The organism is Candidatus Sphingomonas colombiensis (genome assembly GCA_029202845.1).
GTDB lineage: Bacteria > Pseudomonadota > Alphaproteobacteria > Sphingomonadales > Sphingomonadaceae > Sphingomonas > Sphingomonas colombiensis.
Window position 1 is genome coordinate 3,268,180 of the sequence record CP119315.1, and the last position, 15,579, is coordinate 3,283,758.

The following is a 15,579-nucleotide window of genomic DNA, read 5'->3' on the forward strand; positions in this document are numbered from 1 at the left end:
GTTCGTCAGCTTTTATCGTCGTGTGGCTTGCCCTGGATCGTCTGGGGTGGCTTCGTACCTTTGTGATTGGCGGGCGAATCCGGATCTACGAATATTTCGTGCAGTGTTTCCTCGACGGCGTTTTCTTTTTTCTTCTGCTCGGTCATTTCATCACATTCCTTCACCCAACCTGAGATCTTCCTGCGCGACGCCGTAATAGCCGGCGACCCGGTCGGCATAAGCCTGATCGAAAACCGGCGCGTTGTTCGCCCAGCTCGGGCCGCCCTCCAGCATCCGCCGATCGATCGTGACGACGTAGAGATCGCGCACCGCATCGAATTGCAGCAGGCCAAACGGCAATGCGTAAGAACTTTTGCCCATACCGAGAAACCCACCGAGGCTCAGAATGGCATGGGTTACACGCCCGGTTCGCTTATGGATCATGAACGCCGCGACGCTGCCCAAACGATCGCCATCGCGGCTTTCCACCTTGAGCGTTCCCGCGACATCGGCGTGTGCGAGCGCTAGCGTGGCCGCCTCCCCCTTCGGTGATTGCATCTGCGAAATTCCTTCCATCTGCGTTGAACCGATACGCCCCCGCGCCGGTTCCGGTTGAGTAGCGCGACGGCCTTGGTCATATCATGTCTCCATGCGCCTTCAGCCTCATCTCGCCGCCACGCTTGTTGCTACGCTTGCCCTTGCGTCCTGCGTCAGCGCGCCGCCGCCGGTGCAAAAGCCGATCGCGATGGCGCCAGCCCCGGCCCCGCCGCCCGTCACCGCGCCACCCCCACTGGCGAACGATTGGAACGACTGGCCGCTGACGCCAGGCACATGGCGTTACGCGGCCGACAGCCGGGGCACCCGCGCGATGTTTGGAAATGGTGGGGATGCCAACGTCGTGCTGCGCTGTGATCGCGGTGCGCAGCGGATGTATCTATCGCGGACCGGCACCGCGACCACGCCGCTGATCGTCCGCACCAGCAGCGCGACCCGCTCGCTTCCGGTGCAACCGACCGGCGGCGCGCAGCCCTATGTCGCGGCGGCGCTCGCCACGAATGATCCGTTGCTCGATGCGATGGCGTTCAGCCGCGGACGCGTGGCGATCCAGCAGGACGGCGCGCCAATATTGGTCGTTCCGACCTATGCCGAGATCGGACGCGTTATCGAGGATTGTCGGGGCTGATCGAGTCGTTGCCAAGTTCAGGCAACAGCCAATGAAGATCGTTGAAAGACGCCCTAAATACAAGACTTGTTTATCTCAACGGGAGCGCCGACATAACGGTCGTGGCTTGAGCCACAATCGTTCTTCAACCAGCGAAAGGAGGTGATCCGATGTCTCATGGTTCAGCAATGGGGTCGGTTCAGTTCGTTCGGGGGACGCGCTTCTAAAACCGCCGGGCCGCACCGGGAGGTATTCTCCTCCAAGCAACGGTAAGGCTCACAGGTACAGAGGCACGCATGGTCTCCCGGGCTGGAGCTCTCCGGCCGCTGACCATGTTTAGGGGTTGTCGGGCATCTCCTCGGGGATGTCCGACAACCTCTTCTCATTTGTGACGATTGGGGAGCTTGCGGCTTCCATCGTTCCCGATCACGCGTTAGCCTGCCCCAAACCAATAGAAAAAGGTGGGGCATGAACAAAATCGGACTCGCGGCAACCCTCTCTTTGTTGCTCGCTGGCACGGCCCATGCGGCCCCGGCGCCGGCAAGTTCCGCGGCCGACAATGCGCTGGAAATCACCAAGCGCGCGATCGCCTTCCGCAGCGTGCAGGGGCCGGGCAACCAGACACCGCAGCTCGCCGCCTATCTCAGGCAATTGTTTGTCGAGGCAGGTTTCCCGGCGTCAGACGTCACGGTCGAGCCGGTCGATGACACCGCCTATCTGATGCTGCGCTGGCGCGGCACCGATCCGAAGGCGAAAGCGCTGGTCATCTCCGGTCATATGGACGTGGTGGAGGCCAAGCCGGCCGACTGGCAACGCGATCCGTTCACCCCGGTCGTGGAAAACGGCTATATCTTCGGGCGCGGCGCAAGCGACATGAAGATGGATCTCGCGCTCGTCACCGCGACGGTGATCGATATGAAGCGCGCGGGCTACAAGCCGAAGCGTGACATCGTTCTCGCCTTCTCCGGCGACGAGGAGACGACGATGAAAACCTCCGCGCTCCTCGCCGGCAAGATGAAGGGCACGGCCGAGATGGTGCTCAACGTCGATGGCGGCGGCGGCCAGCTTAGCGAAAGCGGCAAGGCCGAATATCTTGCGATCAGCGCGGCGGAAAAAACCTATGCCGATTTTAAACTGGAGGTGACCAATCCCGGCGGCCACTCCTCGGCACCGCGCAAGGTGAACGCCATCGCGGAATTGTCGGCCGCGTTGGCGAAGATCGGCGCCTATCGCTTCACGCCGCAACTCTCGCCGATCACCAAGGGCTATTTCGAGGGCGTGGCGCCGCTCCAGACGCCGGAGATCGGCGCCGCGATGAAGGCGTTCGCGGCCAATCCGGCGGACAAGCAGGCGATCGAGACGCTGGCGGCGAACCCGGCCTATGTCGGCCAGATCGGCACCAGTTGCGTACCCACGATGGTATCTGGCGGACATGCCCTCAACGCGCTCCCGCAGCGCGCGACCGCCAACATCAACTGCCGCATTTTCCCCGGCGTAAAGCCAGCCGCCGTGATGGCCGAGCTTGAGAAGGTCGCGGGTGATCCGGGCGTCAAGTTCAGCGATGTCACCGAAGGGTCCAACCCCACAGACGCATCGCCGCTGCGTCCCGATCTGGTGAACGCGGTAAAGAAGGCGATCGCCGCGGTGAGACCGGGCGTGCCGGTATTCCCATCCATGTCGGCGGGGGCGAGCGACTCGATGCACTTCCGCGCGGTCGGAATCCCGAGCTACGGTGTCAGCCCGCTCTTCATCAAGGAATCCGATGAGTTCGCACACGGCCTCAATGAGCGCACGCCGATCGACAACGTGCCGCTCGGCGTCACTTATTATCGTTCGCTGCTGACCGATCTGAGCAAATAACGCCCGTCACGCGCTTGGCCGCTTCCTGCTCGCACTCTCGCGGTGCGGGCGCTAGGAGGCGGCCAGAAGCAAGAGGGTGCGTGATGGCGGATATCTTGGTGCTCACGACCGGGGGCACGATCGACAAACTCTATTTCGATGCGCTGAGCGAATATCAGATTGGCGACAGCGTGGTCGATCGGCTGCTCGCTACCGCGCGGGTCAAGAAACCGTTCCGTGTCGAGGGGCTGATGCGCAAGGATAGCCTGGATCTGGATGACGCCGATCGCGCAACGATCGCAAGCGCCGTGACGGAAGCGCCCGAGCGCCAGATCATCATTACACATGGCACCGATACGATGACCGAGACGGCAAAGGCCCTCGCCGGGATCGCTGGAAAGACGATCGTGCTGGTCGGCGCGCTGGCCCCGGCGCGGTTCGCGGACAGCGACGCGACTTTCAATCTCGGCATGGCGTTCGCTACCGCGCAAGTGGCGCCGGCCGGCGTGTGGATCGCGATGAACGGCACCATCTTCCCGGCGGAGCACGTGCGCAAGGATCGCGCCGTCAACGCCTTCGTCCCGGTGTGACCGCGCGCGACGGGCGGATGCGCCCGATCAAGATCGTCCTGTTTCTGCTCATCTGGGCCAGTTGCAGCTGGTTCGGATCGTGGGAGATGAACACCAACAACGCGGTGCGGCTTTATACCACACTCGCAATCGTCGAACGCGGCGAGGCAACGATCGATCAATATGATTCGGCGACGACCGACAAGGCGCGCTTCGGCCGCCACGTCTATCTCGACAAAGCGCCGGGCATGACGCTGATGGCCATTCCGGCGGTCGCCGTGCTTCAGGCCATATCACCAAAGAAAAGCAGCGAGTTTCAGCTCCTGACCGGAAGCGGCGACTTCGCGCGCTTCATCCGGATCCGCACGCGGGTGGCAGTGGCGATGGGGCCGGCCCTGCTTACCGCGATCGCCGCGCTGTTGCTGTTCGATCTCGCGCTGACGCTTACCGCGAGCGCCCCGGCCGCGCTGGCGACCGCCATCACCTATGGGCTAGGTACGCCAGCCTGGGCTTGGTCCACCTCGCTACTGGGTCATGCGCCGCTCGCCGCGCTCTACGTCATCGCCTTATGGGCCGCGATAAGGGCGACCAGCGGAGACGAAACGCAGCGCTGGCCCGCTTTCCTGCTCGGGCTAACGCTAGGCTGGGCCGTGGTAGTGGAATATCCCGCCGTGCTCGCCGGGAGCGCCATCGCCTTATGGACGGCATGGCGCGCGTGGCGCAGGCCGGATCGCGTAACCGTGCTCGGCCTCGCCACCGCCGGGGGGCTGATCGGGCTATCGCCGCTGTTCGCCTATAACATTTTCGCATTCGGCAACCCCTTCCAGCTCGGGTATGAAGGGGTGATCGGGTTCGATGGCATGAACCAGGGCCTTTTCGGCATCGGCTTGCCCGATCCGGAGGTATTGTGGCGGATCACATTTGGTCATCAGCGCGGCTTGTTCTGGTTCGCACCGGTGCTGCTACTCGCGCTGTGGGGTATCTGGCTGATGATCCGCGACCGGAACACTCGCGACATTGGCGTGATCGTGCTGACGATTACCGTGATTACCCTGCTCATCAACGCCGGCTATTTCTATTGGGACGGTGGCTATTCGACCGGGCCGCGTCATTCTATTCCGATCGTCGGGGTTCTCGCTCTGGGAATCGCGCCGGTATGGATGAAGCGCGGACGCGGTGCAGGGCGATATCTGCCGGCGGAGGTGATCGCCCTCTCGATCGTCATCAACGCCTGCTTCGCGGCGACCGAAATCTATGGCAGCCCAACCGCTTCGTTCCAGTTGCGTGAGGTGGTGATGGTGCCGTTCATCAAAGGGCATTTGCGCACGCTTGTGAGCGAATGGCTCGGCTGGTCGCCCGGTGCGGGCTTCATACTGTGGCAGGCAATCGCCCTCCCCACTTTGTGCTGGCTCGCGATCGCCGCAGGGCGGATCGGCCTATTGGAGCGGGATGTGACAAAAGCGTAATAAGCTAAACACCGCGCCCGCGGGGCAGCGTGTTATAGGGGCACTCTGCCGCGCCAACGCGGCTTGATCCGGGAAAGTACGACGTGAGCACACCGATCTTCTACGATCCGAGCGGCCGGCGGGGAACGCGTGCGCGGCGATCGGTGGCGGTGTTGATCGCGCTCATCGTGCTGGTGGCGATCGCGTTCGCCTCCACCCTTGTCGCTGTGCCCTCGGGCCCGGATCTGCCGTTGCCGTTTGCGCATCGTCAGGCGGAGCGTTTCAACCCGCATGCAACCCCGACCAAGGCCTCCTCGCGCTGGCTGCCGCGTCTTGTCCGCAGCACAAAAGCGACCAAGGGAACCGCGGGTAAGCCGGTAACGATCGGCTTCTACGTTTCCGGCAACGACGGCAGCATCGCTTCGCTCCAGCGCAATATCAACGCGCTCGACTGGGTCGTGCCGGCGCTGCTCACCACTGACGCGGCGGGCAATGTGATCCAGGCCCGCGCACCGCGTCTTTCGCAGGTCATGGCGGCGGCACAACGGCCGCCAAAGCTGCTGCCGATGGTGCAGAACATCGTCAACACGCAATGGGACGGCAAAGGCGCCGCCACGATGCTGCGCAGCAACTCACTTCGCAAAGTGGTGATCCAGCGGCTCGTCACGTTCGTTGCCGATCAGCATGCCGCTGGCCTGGTGATGGACTATGAGAACCTGCCGCCCGAGGTGCTTCCGGCCTATATCTCGTTTCTCAAGCAGTTGAATGACGCATTGCCGAAGAGCGCGACGCTGGCGGTCACCGTTCCCGCAGGCGAGCCCGAATGGCATCTCGCGAGCTTCGCCCGCGTGGTCGATAACGTGATCCTGATGGCCTATGACGAACATTGGCAGAGCGGCAAAGCCGGTCCGATCGCATCGCAGCCGTGGTTTGTTCAGGTGGTCGAGGATGCGCTGCATCAGGTCGGGCACGACAAACTGATCGTTGCACTCGGCAGCTATGGCTATGATTGGCATGACGATTTCGCCGACGCCATGTCGGTCGGCGAGGCTTGGCTCGCCGCGCGTAACAGCGGCGCTTCCGTCACCTTCGATCAGGCCAGCGGCAATGCCGGCTTCGCCTATAATCAGGATGGCACGCAGCATCAGATCTGGATTTTAGACGCGGCGACGAGCTGGAACCAATTCGTCGCTCTGCGCCAGCTCGGCATCGCCAATGTCGCGATGTGGCGGATCGGCAGCGAAGACCCCGGCTTCTGGAATGCACTGGCCGCCTTCCGCACGAAATTGCCCAACAAGGTGCCGGTGCTCGACAAGCTTCAGGCCAACCTCGACGTCGATGTCGAGGGTTCGGGCGAAATCCTGCGCATCACCGCCTCGCCTACCGACGGGCAGCGCATCGTCCATTACGACAAGCACGCGATGATCCGGCAGGAAGATTATCGCTCGCTCCCCACGCCTTATGTCGTCCAGCGTGCGGGCGCCGTGCCAAAGAAGATCGCGCTGACCTTCGATGACGGGCCGGATGCGACCTGGACGCCGAAGATGCTCGACATCCTCGAACGCGAAAAGGTGCCCGCCACCTTCTTCGTCATCGGCGAGAACGCCCTGCAGCATCCGCAATTGCTGCGCCGCATCGTCGCGGGCGGCTCCGAAATCGGCAACCACACCTACACCCATCCCAACCTCGCGCTAAGCGGCGAGCGGACGGTCGATCTGGAGCTGAATACGACGCAGCGGCTGGTGCAGGCCTATACCGGTCGCTCGATGACCCTGTTCCGCGCGCCCTATTTCGGGGACGCCGAGCCTACCACTGCGGACGAAATCGGCCCCGCGCTTATCGCGCAGGAACACGGCTATACGGTGGTCGGGCTACACGTCGATCCGAACGACTGGCAGCGCCCGGGTACGCAAGAAATCGTCCAGCAAGTGTTGCAGCAGGTCGACAACGCCAGCCCGGATCGCTCCACAAACGTAGTGTTGCTGCATGATGGCGGCGGCGACCGGCAACAGACCGTGGACGCGCTACCGTCGATCATCGCCGGCCTGCGCGCGCGCGGATACAGTTTCGTCACCGCGTCGGGACTGGTGGGCATCCCACAATCGGTCGCGATGCCGGAGGTGAAGGGGCGCGATCTGTTCGCGGTGCGGACGGACGTCGGCATCTTCATCGGGCTGGCACTGTTGTCGGTGGCGCTGTCGTGGCTGTTCTATGTGGCGATCGTACTCGGCATCGCCCGCGCTGTGCTGATGGCCGGGTTGGCGTGGATCCAGACGCGCCGTCGTCGCGCCGTGCCGCCCGATTTCCACCCGAGCGTGTCTGTCATCATCCCCGCCTACAATGAGGAGCGGGTGATCGTCTCGTCGGTGCGGCGGGTGCTCGCCAGCAATTATCCGGGGATCGAAGTGATCGTCGTCGACGACGGATCGAAGGATCGCACCAGTGCGCTGGTTGCGGAATCCTTCTCCGACGATCCGCGCGTGACGCTGATGACGCTGGTGAACGGTGGCAAGGCGGCGGCGCTCAACCGCGCGCTGGCGCAGGCGAGCAGCGAAGTGGTGATCGCGCTCGATGCCGATACGCAATTCGAGCCGGAGACGATCGCGCGCCTGACGCGCTGGTTCGCCGATCCCGCGATCGGGGCCGTGGCGGGCGATGCGCGCGTCGGCAATCGGGTGAACCTCGTCACGCGCTGGCAGGCGATCGAATATATCACGGCGCAAAACCTCGAACGGCGTGCACTCGCCGGATTCGACGCAATGACGGTGGTGCCCGGAGCGGTTGGCGCATGGCGGCGTGCGGCGCTGGAGTCGGTCGGCGGTTACCCAGAAAACACGCTGGCCGAGGATCAGGATCTGACCATCGCCATCCAGCGCGCTGGATGGCGGGTCTCTTTTGATCCGCGCGCGGTGGCGTGGACGGAGGCACCTGAGACGTTCCGCTCGCTTGCCAAGCAGCGTTACCGCTGGGCGTTCGGCACGCTGCAATGCTTGTGGAAGCATCGCGGGGTAATCTCCAGCGGTAAACCCAAGGGGCTCGCGCATGTCGGTCTACCGCAGGCGTGGCTGTTCCAGATTGCTTTCGCCGCGATTTCACCGCTGATCGATCTGGCGCTGATCGTCTCGGTCCTCGGCACGATCATGCGCGTTTCGCAACATGGCTGGGCGCAGACGAGCGGCGATGTCGGGAAGATGGGCATCTATTGGTTGTGCTTCACCGCGATCGACGTGTTCTGCGGCTGGGTGGCTTATCGACTGGACGGACGGAAAACGCGCTACCCGGCATTCCTGCTCGTCGCGCAGCGGCTGGTCTATCGTCAGATCATGTATTGGGTGGTGCTTCGCGCGATAAGTTCCGCGATCGGTGGCTGGGTGGTCGGCTGGGGCAAGCTCGAGCGTTCGGGGCGGGTGCAGGCGGCCTGAAGCCCCTCCCCGCTCAGTGCGCATCGACGCCGACTTGCCAGCGTAGCTTTCGCGCCTTACTCCCTTGCGATGATCGCTTCAGAAATCGTTGCCGAACTGGATCGGCTCTACACTGCATCCGTCGCCCGGCTACAGCAGGCTCTCACCCGTTATCTCACCGATGGCACACCGCCGGCGCCGGAATCGCGCCGCGACGGCTCATTCGCTTATCCTGAAATCCACCTGCGCTATCGCGGACAGGATGATCGCCCCACGCCGCTGCGCTCGTTCGGGCGACTGGTCACGCCGGGCGAATATCGCATCAGCGTGACCAAGCCGGCGATCTTCGCCGACTATCTGACCGAACAGCTCACGCTATTGCTGGAGGATTACGAGGTCGACGTTCAGGCCGTTGCTGGCCGTACCGAAATCCCCTTTCCCTATGTTCTCGATCCCGGCCATGCGCTCGGCCTCGATGAGGTTTCGGCCGCGGAACTGGCGCGTTTCTTCCCGGCTACCGAACTTTCGCACATCGGCGATGAAATCGCGGACGGGTTGTGGTCCGCACCCGAGGATATCCGGCCACTCGCGCTGTTCGATGGCCTGCGCACAGATTTCAGCCTGGCGCGGCTGCGGCATTATACCGGGACGCCGCCGGAGCATGTGCAGCGTTACGTGCTGTTCACCAACTATCACCGTTATATCGACGAGTTCGTGCGCTGGTCGGTGGCGCAGGTAAACGGGGATTCGCGCTTCACGGCTCTGTCTGGCCCCGGCGGTGTGTTATTCCGTCCCGGAGACGACCCTGCGACACTGGACGACAGCGCATGGCGGCGATTGCAGATGCCGGCCTATCATCTGATCGCGCCCGATCGCAGCGGCATCACCTTGGTCAACATCGGTGTCGGCCCATCGAACGCCAAGACGATCACCGACCATCTCGCCGTGCTGCGCCCTGACGCATGGCTGATGATCGGCCATTGCGGCGGCCTGCGCCCGTCGCAGCGGATCGGAGACTATGTGCTCGCCCATGCCTATCTGCGTGATGATCATGTGCTTGATGACGTGTTGCCGCCGGAAATTCCGGTGCCGGCGATCGCCGAGGTGCAACTTGCGCTCGCCCGCGCTGCGGAAACGGTATCGGGCCAGTCCGGCGAAGATCTGAAACGCCGCCTGCGCACCGGCACGATTGTCACTACGGACGACCGCAACTGGGAACTGCGCTACAGCCGTTCCGCGCTGCGCTTCTCACTGAGCCGCGCGGTGGGCATCGACATGGAATCGGCCACTATCGCCGCACAGGGTTATCGCTTCCGCGTCCCCTATGGCACGTTACTGTGCGTGTCGGACAAGCCACTCCATGGCGAGTTGAAGCTGCCGGGCCAGGCCAATCGCTTTTACGAACGCGCGATCAGCGAACATATGCGGATCGGCATCGAAACCTGCGAGGAGCTGCGTCGTGAGGGTGCGCGGCTGCATAGTCGCAAGTTGCGGGCGTTCAACGAGCCTCCTTTCCGCTGACGCAACGACCGGCGGAGATGTGCGTTGATCCGCCGTTATCGTATTCAGGGAGAATATCGCATGGCCGATACGCCGGAGACACCCAAACCCTCCACCCCGGCGCGTTCCACCGCGCGTCGACACGCCCCGCGCAAGTCCAGCGCCCCCAAGCCGGCGGCTGCGAAAAGCGCGAAGGCGAAACGAGCGCCGGCCAATCGGGCGGCAAGCGCCGCAAAACCTGCCTCCAAGGCCGCCGCGCCCGGGAAATCGAAACTGTCGGCCGCAGCCGGGAAGCTTTCGGAGGCGAGCGGGAAAATGGGCGGAAAATGGGGCTCGGCCGCAATCGCCGGCGGTCTCGCAGTAGTCGGTGCAGCGGCCACCGCCGCGCTCCTCTCGCTGCGCGGGTCGACACCCAAGGCCCCCGCGAAGAAGGAAGGCGCGCATAGCCCCGATGGCCGCGACGCCTCCGCCTCTTTCCGCGCGGGCATCGCGGATGAGAACTCCATTCCCGACAAGCGCTGAAGCGCGGGTCAGCCGGCGAGGAAATCCGCGATTGCCCGGCCCAGTTCTGGTTTGGTGACCGCGCTCATATGGTTGCCCGGTATTTCGACGTAGCGGGCATCGGGCAACGCGTCGGCCAGCGCGGCGGCCGATCCGTTGTCCGCATCGTCCACCCCATTCACGCATAGCGATGGCCAGGTGAATGCGGCGATCGATGCGATCGGCGTGCTGACAAAGGTATCAATCACGTTGAGCAGCGCGACGGGATCGCCGCCTGTGGTCTTCAGGAACGCTTCCGCCAGCCACTCAGCACTGCCGCGCGGATGCTTGCCGAGGTTGGTCAGGATGTGGCGGAAATGGTCGGCGCGGCGATCCGCCGAGGTCAATCCGTCCAGCCCCATCCCCGCGAAAATCACGCGGCGCGGTGTGGCGCCGGTGGCGAGCATCCGCGATGTCGTCCGCGCGCCGAGCGAATAGCCGCCGAGATCATAATCGGTCAGCCCGAGGTGGGCGATCAGCGCGTGTCCATCTTTCGTCAGCGCATCCGGCGGATAAGCTGCTGGATCATGCGGGCGAGCGCTATCGCCATGCGCCCGCAGATCGGGCATGATCACCCGGAACCCTTTTTCGGCAAGCATCTGGGCATGCCCATAACGGATCCAATTGGTCCACGCGTCAGAGAAATATCCGTGGATCAGGACAGCGGGGCGCCCCTCACCCACTTCACGCCATGCGAGCCGCCTGCCGTCGAAACTCTCGAAATAATGCGGTTCATTCGGGGACATTTTTACCTGCTTCTCGCCAGCGTTCGACCAGCGCCTGATATTCGTCACAACGGGTGCCCGGCAAGTCGCGCATGTCGAGCCACGCATCGTAGCGATGCTCGATCCCGAAATGGGCGGTTGGGCGGAAACGCGACGGATCATCGAAGCTGCCCACGGTCAGATCGAGCTTGTCCGAGCCCGAAACATATTCGAACGTCAGTGGAGTGCCGCACACCGAGCAAAACCCGCGTCGCGCGATCGGCGACGACGCATAACGATCCGGCTCGCGCTCCCACCGCACCGCGGCTCGGCTCACGTTCTTGAATGCGATCGAAACACCGCCCGTCGCGCGCTGGCACATCCGGCAATGGCAGAGATAGGCGTCGTCATTGTCGATCTTCGCGACATAACGGACGCGCCCGCATTGGCAGCCACCGGTCATCTCGGTCATCGCACACCTCCGGCCGCGCAGTTTCGCTAAACGGCGGCATGATTGCAAATTTTGCAAGATGCGGCGCTTCCATTATATAAGCACGCTTATTATATGTGCGCCTATGACAGAAACATTCGGTTTCCTGCTGAGCGATACGTCGCGGCTGCTACGGCGCCGGTTCGATGAGCGGGCACGCTCGCTCGGCGCCACCCGTGCGCAATGGAAAGCGCTGCTGAGCATCAGCCGGCACGAGGGGATCAATCAGGGGAGCCTCGCCGACATCCTGGAGGTGGAGCCGATCACATTATGTCGCCTGATCGATCGGATCGAGGAATCCGGGCTGGTCGAGCGGCGGCGTGATCCCAATGATCGTCGGGCGTGGCAATTATTCCTCACGGACAAGGCTCACCCGATACTCGCCGAGCTTCACGATACCGGTGCCGAGTTGTCTGCTCAGGCGCTCCGCGACATCCCCGAGGAATCGATCATTCAGCTGTCCGACGTATTGAACCGAATCCGCGAAAATCTCGCGGAACTGCCGCAGCCGGAGAAGGACTCCGCCCATGGCTGACGCTGATCCCAAACGCTCTTTCACTGCCGATAGTGAAATTTCCCTGGCGGAAGAAACCACCGCCCCGCCCAAGCGCCGAGGCGTATCGCGTGTTGCGCTGATGCTCTGCGTGCCACTGGTGATCGCCGCGATCGGTGGCTATTTCTACCTTACCTCCGGCCGCTATATCTCGACCGATAACGCCTATGTCCGGCAGGACATGATCTCGGTCAGCCCCGATGTGTCTGGTCGTATCGTCGCAGTGAACGTGCGCGAGAACCAGCAGGTGAAGGCGGGCGATGTGCTGTTCCGCATCGATCCCGAGCCCTATCGCATCGCACTGGCTCAGACCGAGGCCGACCTTTCCACCGCGCGGGTGCAGGTTTCGACCATGGCGACCGATACCGGCAGCGCCGCCGCCGATATTCAGAACGCGCGCGCCGAGCTGACGCTGGCGGAGGCAACGTATGGCCGGCAAACCACGCTGATGAAGCAGGGCTTCACCACCCGCGCCTCTTTCGATGCAGCCACGCAGGGCGTTGCCGCTGCGAAAGCCAAGCTCGCGACGGCGGCGGCGGCGGCGGCGCGCGCACGCCAGCAGCTCGGCTCGGGCGGCGGCTCCGGGCAGCCTGCGGCGATCCAGGTTGCGCTCGCGAAGCGCGAAAAGGCTGCTTACGACCTCGAACGCACCGTCGTTCGCGCCCCAAAGGACGGCACGGTCAGCCAAACCGGACGTTTGCAGGTGGGCAATATAACGCCCTCCGGCGTCCCCGCGCTGAGCCTCGTCGTCAGTCAGCAGGCGTGGGTGGAGGCGAACTTCAAGGAGACGGACCTCAATCACATGCGGGTCGGCCAACCCGCCGAACTGTCGTTCGACGCCTATCCGGGGTTGAAAGTTGCGGGCCATGTCCAGTCGATCGGCGCCGGCACCGGCAGCGAATTCTCGGTGCTCCCGGCGCAGAACGCCACCGGCAACTGGGTGAAGGTCACCCAGCGCGTGCCCGTGCGCGTCGCGATCGACGGCAATCCCGCCGCGCGCGATGATCGCCGGCCTTTCGACCGACGTGACGATCGACACGAAGGAGCACCTGATGCGCCTCCCGCAGCCGTCCCGCGCCGACGCGTCATCCGCCGCGCAGCGCTCCCCGCACGCTCGCCGCTGCTGCCGGTTAAGCATCGCGGCGTCCTGACCGATCGGCGTGCATGGGAGCGATGATCATGCAGATCCTCGACACCACGATCGCCAACGTCGCGCTGCCGCATATGGAAACCAGTCTCGGCGCCACCGCCGATACGGTGACCTGGGTGCTCACGAGTTATATCGTCGCCACCGCGATCGCGCTTCCCGCGACCGGCTGGCTTTCGGATCGGCTGGGCAGCCGCAATCTGTTTCTGATCGCGGTTGGCGGATTCATTCTTGCCTCAATGGCTTGTGGCACCGCCGTAAGCCTAGAAGAAATGGTGGTATTCCGCGTCTTCCAAGGCATCTTTCGCCGCGTTCATCAATCCATTGTCGCAAACCTCGATGCTGGATATCAATCCGCCCGAAAACGCGGCGAAGGCGATGAGTATCTGGGGCATGGGCGTGATGGTCGGGCCGATTTTGGGCCCGATGATCGGCGGGTGGCTGACCGAGAGCTACAACTGGCGCTGGGTATTTTACGTGAACGTGCCGGTGGGCGCGCTGACCTTCGCGCATCCTGTGGTTCCTTCTCCCCTCCCGGCCGCGCGCGCATCGATCCTTCGACTGGATGCCGGCTTCCTGTTCATCGGGATCGCGGTGGCGTCATTCCAGCTGATGCTGGATCGCGGGCAAGATCGGGATTGGTTCTCCAGCTGGGAGATCGTGCTCGAAGGGCTGATCGCCGCCGCATTCGCATGGATGGGGATCGTTCATCTCGCGACCGCGAAGAAGCCGCTGTTCGATCGCCATCTGTTCGGCAACCGCAATCTGGTGACCGGCATGTTCTTCATGATCGTCATCGGTATTTCGACGATGGCGCCGATGGCGTTGCTGCCGCCGATGCTTCAACAATTGTTCGGCTATCCGGTGATCGATACCGGCATGATGATGGCGCCGCGCGGCGTCGGCGTTCTTTTCACCATGTGGTTGGCCGGCTCGCCTGATGGGCGCGAATCGATACGCGCTGGGTCATCATGTTCGGGCTCGCACTGTTCGCGGTCTCGCTGCGCTGGATGGCGGGATTCAGCCTTGCGATGGATTTTTGGCCGGTGATCACCTCCGGCTTCCTTCAGGGGCTCGGTATGGGGCTGGTGTTCATGCCGATGAACGCACTTGCCTTCGCCACGCTCGATAACCGTTATCGAACTGATGGTGCGAGCCTGCTCAATCTGATGCGCTCGATTGGGCAATCGGCAGGCATCTCCATGGTTACGGTGCTTCTCGCCCGCAACATTCAGGTGAGCCACGCGGACCTGGCGCAGCACGTAACACAGGACAAGCTGCCGCCACTCGACTCTGGGGCAACTCGCGCAACTCGGCAGCCTCGGTGACAGCGTCTTCGCCTTCGCCGATGCGATGATCAATCAGCAGGCGGCGATGGTCGCCTATATCGACGATTTCTACCTCATGAGCTGGATCAGCATCGCCGCAGTACCGTTGGTGCTGCTGCTGAAGAAGCCCAAGGGCAAGCTGGAGATCATCCACGCCGAATAAGGAATGGCCCTCAACTGGAGAGCGCCGCCACGAACTCCGCCATCGGCGCCATTTCCGGCCATTGCGGCACGCGTTCGGGGATGCTCACCCATCCCTGTTTGTAGTTGGTGACCCAGATATCGCGCGCGGCACTCCAGCTCTTCGCGAGCGATCGAGGGTGCCCGCGCGAACCACCGCGACGCCGGGTCGGCGCGTGTTGGTCCGTTCCATAGAGCCGCGCATGGCAGGTGCCGCAAATGCGCTGGACCGACGTGCGATCCTCGGTCGTGATCTCGTGAACGATGACCGGCCCGGTCACCCCCAGCTTGTCCTCACCCACCAGCGCCTGAACGCTGAACGCGCTTCCCGATGCGCGCTGGCAGATGTGGCAATGACAGGCATAAACCGGCGGCAGCACGTCCAGAGCCAGCTCGTAACGGCAGGCCCCGCAGCGACAGCCGCCGGTGATCGTCATATCATGCGGCCTTCTTCAGATGCCGCCGGCCGAGCAGTTCCGCGATCTGCACCGCGTTGAGCGCCGCCCCCTTGCGGAGATTGTCGCTGACGCACCACAGCGACAGGCCGTTGTCGACGGTCGAATCCTCGCGCACGCGGCTGATGAAGGTCGCATAATCGCCGACGCATTCGATCGGGGTGACGTAACCGCCGTCCTCGCGCTTATCGACCAGCATCACGCCCGGCGCCTCGCGCAGGATGTCTCTGCGCTTGCTCAGCCGACATCTCGTTCTCGAACTCGATGTTGAGCGCCTCAGAGTGGCC

18 protein-coding genes and 1 pseudogene are annotated in these 15,579 nt (G+C 63.4%); 13 read left to right on the top strand and 6 right to left on the bottom strand.

The genetic code is table 11. The features are described 5' to 3' along the window. Positions 1-5: 5 nt before the first annotated feature. Positions 6-146, bottom strand: a complete 141-nt coding sequence (locus P0Y64_15775; GenBank protein ID WEK42796.1) for a hypothetical protein — start codon at positions 144-146, stop codon at positions 6-8. Positions 147-150: 4 nt separating this feature from the next. Next, positions 151-537 carry a PRC-barrel domain-containing protein gene (locus P0Y64_15780; protein ID WEK42797.1) on the bottom strand — a complete coding sequence of 129 codons (387 nt, stop codon included), beginning with the start codon at positions 535-537 and terminating at the stop codon, positions 151-153. Between the two features lie 91 nt (positions 538-628). Between P0Y64_15780 and P0Y64_15785 the strand changes: the two genes are divergently transcribed. From P0Y64_15785 to P0Y64_15815, 7 genes are all read left to right on the top strand, one after another. Next, entirely contained in the window at positions 629-1,162 is a 534-nt protein-coding gene (locus P0Y64_15785) for a hypothetical protein (GenBank protein WEK42798.1), read from the top strand. Positions 1,163-1,609: 447 nt separating this feature from the next. Continuing rightward, positions 1,610-3,001, top strand: coding sequence for a M20/M25/M40 family metallo-hydrolase (locus P0Y64_15790; protein ID WEK42799.1), 1,392 nt, complete (start codon positions 1,610-1,612; stop codon positions 2,999-3,001). Between the two features lie 83 nt (positions 3,002-3,084). Next, entirely contained in the window at positions 3,085-3,570 is a 486-nt protein-coding gene (locus P0Y64_15795) for an asparaginase domain-containing protein (protein WEK42800.1), read from the top strand. Next, on the top strand, positions 3,567-5,015 hold the full coding sequence (locus P0Y64_15800; protein WEK42801.1) for a hypothetical protein: 1,449 nt from the start codon (positions 3,567-3,569) through the stop codon (positions 5,013-5,015). Before P0Y64_15795 ends, P0Y64_15800 begins: the two co-directional genes overlap by 4 nt. 83 nt (positions 5,016-5,098) lie before the next feature. Next, positions 5,099-8,416, top strand: coding sequence for a glycosyltransferase (locus P0Y64_15805; GenBank protein ID WEK42802.1), 3,318 nt, complete (start codon positions 5,099-5,101; stop codon positions 8,414-8,416). A gap of 69 nt (positions 8,417-8,485) precedes the next feature. After that, the gene (locus P0Y64_15810; protein WEK42803.1) at positions 8,486-9,916 is read left to right on the top strand and encodes an AMP nucleosidase; all 1,431 of its coding nucleotides are present in this window, start codon (positions 8,486-8,488) and stop codon (positions 9,914-9,916) included. A gap of 60 nt (positions 9,917-9,976) precedes the next feature. Continuing rightward, positions 9,977-10,417 carry a hypothetical protein gene (locus tag P0Y64_15815; protein WEK42804.1) on the top strand — a complete coding sequence of 147 codons (441 nt, stop codon included), beginning with the start codon at positions 9,977-9,979 and terminating at the stop codon, positions 10,415-10,417. 8 nt (positions 10,418-10,425) lie between these two features. On the opposite strand, the gene P0Y64_15820 is transcribed toward P0Y64_15815, so the two are convergent. Then, positions 10,426-11,181 carry an alpha/beta hydrolase gene (locus P0Y64_15820; GenBank protein WEK42805.1) on the bottom strand — a complete coding sequence of 252 codons (756 nt, stop codon included), beginning with the start codon at positions 11,179-11,181 and terminating at the stop codon, positions 10,426-10,428. Beyond that, positions 11,168-11,611, bottom strand: coding sequence for a GFA family protein (locus P0Y64_15825; protein ID WEK42806.1), 444 nt, complete (start codon positions 11,609-11,611; stop codon positions 11,168-11,170). The genes P0Y64_15820 and P0Y64_15825 overlap by 14 nt, the downstream gene beginning before the upstream one ends. Positions 11,612-11,714: 103 nt before the next feature. Between P0Y64_15825 and P0Y64_15830 the strand changes: the two genes are divergently transcribed. The 6 genes and pseudogenes from P0Y64_15830 (at position 11,715) to P0Y64_15855 (ending at position 14,820) form a co-directional block, all read left to right on the top strand. Continuing rightward, the gene (locus P0Y64_15830) at positions 11,715-12,164 is read left to right on the top strand and encodes a MarR family transcriptional regulator (GenBank protein ID WEK42807.1); all 450 of its coding nucleotides are present in this window, start codon (positions 11,715-11,717) and stop codon (positions 12,162-12,164) included. Next, on the top strand, positions 12,157-13,359 hold the full coding sequence (locus tag P0Y64_15835) for an HlyD family secretion protein (GenBank protein ID WEK42808.1): 1,203 nt from the start codon (positions 12,157-12,159) through the stop codon (positions 13,357-13,359). The genes P0Y64_15830 and P0Y64_15835 overlap by 8 nt, the downstream gene beginning before the upstream one ends. A gap of 47 nt (positions 13,360-13,406) precedes the next feature. Beyond that, positions 13,407-13,574, top strand: a pseudogene (locus P0Y64_15840) (MFS transporter). 94 nt (positions 13,575-13,668) lie between these two features. Further along, positions 13,669-14,379 carry an MFS transporter gene (locus P0Y64_15845; GenBank protein ID WEK45084.1) on the top strand — a complete coding sequence of 237 codons (711 nt, stop codon included), beginning with the start codon at positions 13,669-13,671 and terminating at the stop codon, positions 14,377-14,379. After that, positions 14,301-14,657 (top strand): hypothetical protein, encoded by a 357-nt coding sequence (locus P0Y64_15850; protein ID WEK42809.1) that lies wholly within the window; start codon positions 14,301-14,303, stop codon positions 14,655-14,657. Before P0Y64_15845 ends, P0Y64_15850 begins: the two co-directional genes overlap by 79 nt. A gap of 25 nt (positions 14,658-14,682) precedes the next feature. Beyond that, entirely contained in the window at positions 14,683-14,820 is a 138-nt protein-coding gene (locus P0Y64_15855) for a hypothetical protein (protein ID WEK42810.1), read from the top strand. Between the two features lie 10 nt (positions 14,821-14,830). Here the strand turns inward: P0Y64_15855 and P0Y64_15860 are convergent, their stop codons facing one another. Then, entirely contained in the window at positions 14,831-15,274 is a 444-nt protein-coding gene (locus P0Y64_15860; GenBank protein WEK42811.1) for a GFA family protein, read from the bottom strand. Position 15,275: 1 nt separating this feature from the next. Then, entirely contained in the window at positions 15,276-15,572 is a 297-nt protein-coding gene (locus tag P0Y64_15865; GenBank protein ID WEK45085.1) for an Asd/ArgC dimerization domain-containing protein, read from the bottom strand. Positions 15,573-15,579 lie beyond the last annotated feature (7 nt).

What these genes read in the sequence shown, in the direction of transcription:
- P0Y64_15850 (WEK42809.1), top strand. Translation starts at nt 14,301, where the DNA reads ATGTTCGGGCTCGCACTGTTCGCGGTCTCGCTGCGCTGGATGGCGGGA.
- P0Y64_15810 (WEK42803.1), top strand. Translation starts at nt 8,486, where the DNA reads ATGATCGCTTCAGAAATCGTTGCCGAACTGGATCGGCTCTACACTGCA.
- P0Y64_15785 (WEK42798.1), top strand. Translation starts at nt 629, where the DNA reads ATGCGCCTTCAGCCTCATCTCGCCGCCACGCTTGTTGCTACGCTTGCC.
- P0Y64_15780 (WEK42797.1), bottom strand. Translation starts at nt 537, where the DNA reads ATGCAATCACCGAAGGGGGAGGCGGCCACGCTAGCGCTCGCACACGCC.
- P0Y64_15815 (WEK42804.1), top strand. Translation starts at nt 9,977, where the DNA reads ATGGCCGATACGCCGGAGACACCCAAACCCTCCACCCCGGCGCGTTCC.
- P0Y64_15845 (WEK45084.1), top strand. Translation starts at nt 13,669, where the DNA reads ATGCTGGATATCAATCCGCCCGAAAACGCGGCGAAGGCGATGAGTATC.
- P0Y64_15825 (WEK42806.1), bottom strand. Translation starts at nt 11,611, where the DNA reads ATGACCGAGATGACCGGTGGCTGCCAATGCGGGCGCGTCCGTTATGTC.
- P0Y64_15795 (WEK42800.1), top strand. Translation starts at nt 3,085, where the DNA reads ATGGCGGATATCTTGGTGCTCACGACCGGGGGCACGATCGACAAACTC.
- P0Y64_15790 (WEK42799.1), top strand. Translation starts at nt 1,610, where the DNA reads ATGAACAAAATCGGACTCGCGGCAACCCTCTCTTTGTTGCTCGCTGGC.
- P0Y64_15855 (WEK42810.1), top strand. Translation starts at nt 14,683, where the DNA reads ATGATCAATCAGCAGGCGGCGATGGTCGCCTATATCGACGATTTCTAC.
- P0Y64_15835 (WEK42808.1), top strand. Translation starts at nt 12,157, where the DNA reads ATGGCTGACGCTGATCCCAAACGCTCTTTCACTGCCGATAGTGAAATT.
- P0Y64_15860 (WEK42811.1), bottom strand. Translation starts at nt 15,274, where the DNA reads ATGACGATCACCGGCGGCTGTCGCTGCGGGGCCTGCCGTTACGAGCTG.
- P0Y64_15775 (WEK42796.1), bottom strand. Translation starts at nt 146, where the DNA reads ATGACCGAGCAGAAGAAAAAAGAAAACGCCGTCGAGGAAACACTGCAC.
- P0Y64_15820 (WEK42805.1), bottom strand. Translation starts at nt 11,181, where the DNA reads ATGTCCCCGAATGAACCGCATTATTTCGAGAGTTTCGACGGCAGGCGG.
- P0Y64_15830 (WEK42807.1), top strand. Translation starts at nt 11,715, where the DNA reads ATGACAGAAACATTCGGTTTCCTGCTGAGCGATACGTCGCGGCTGCTA.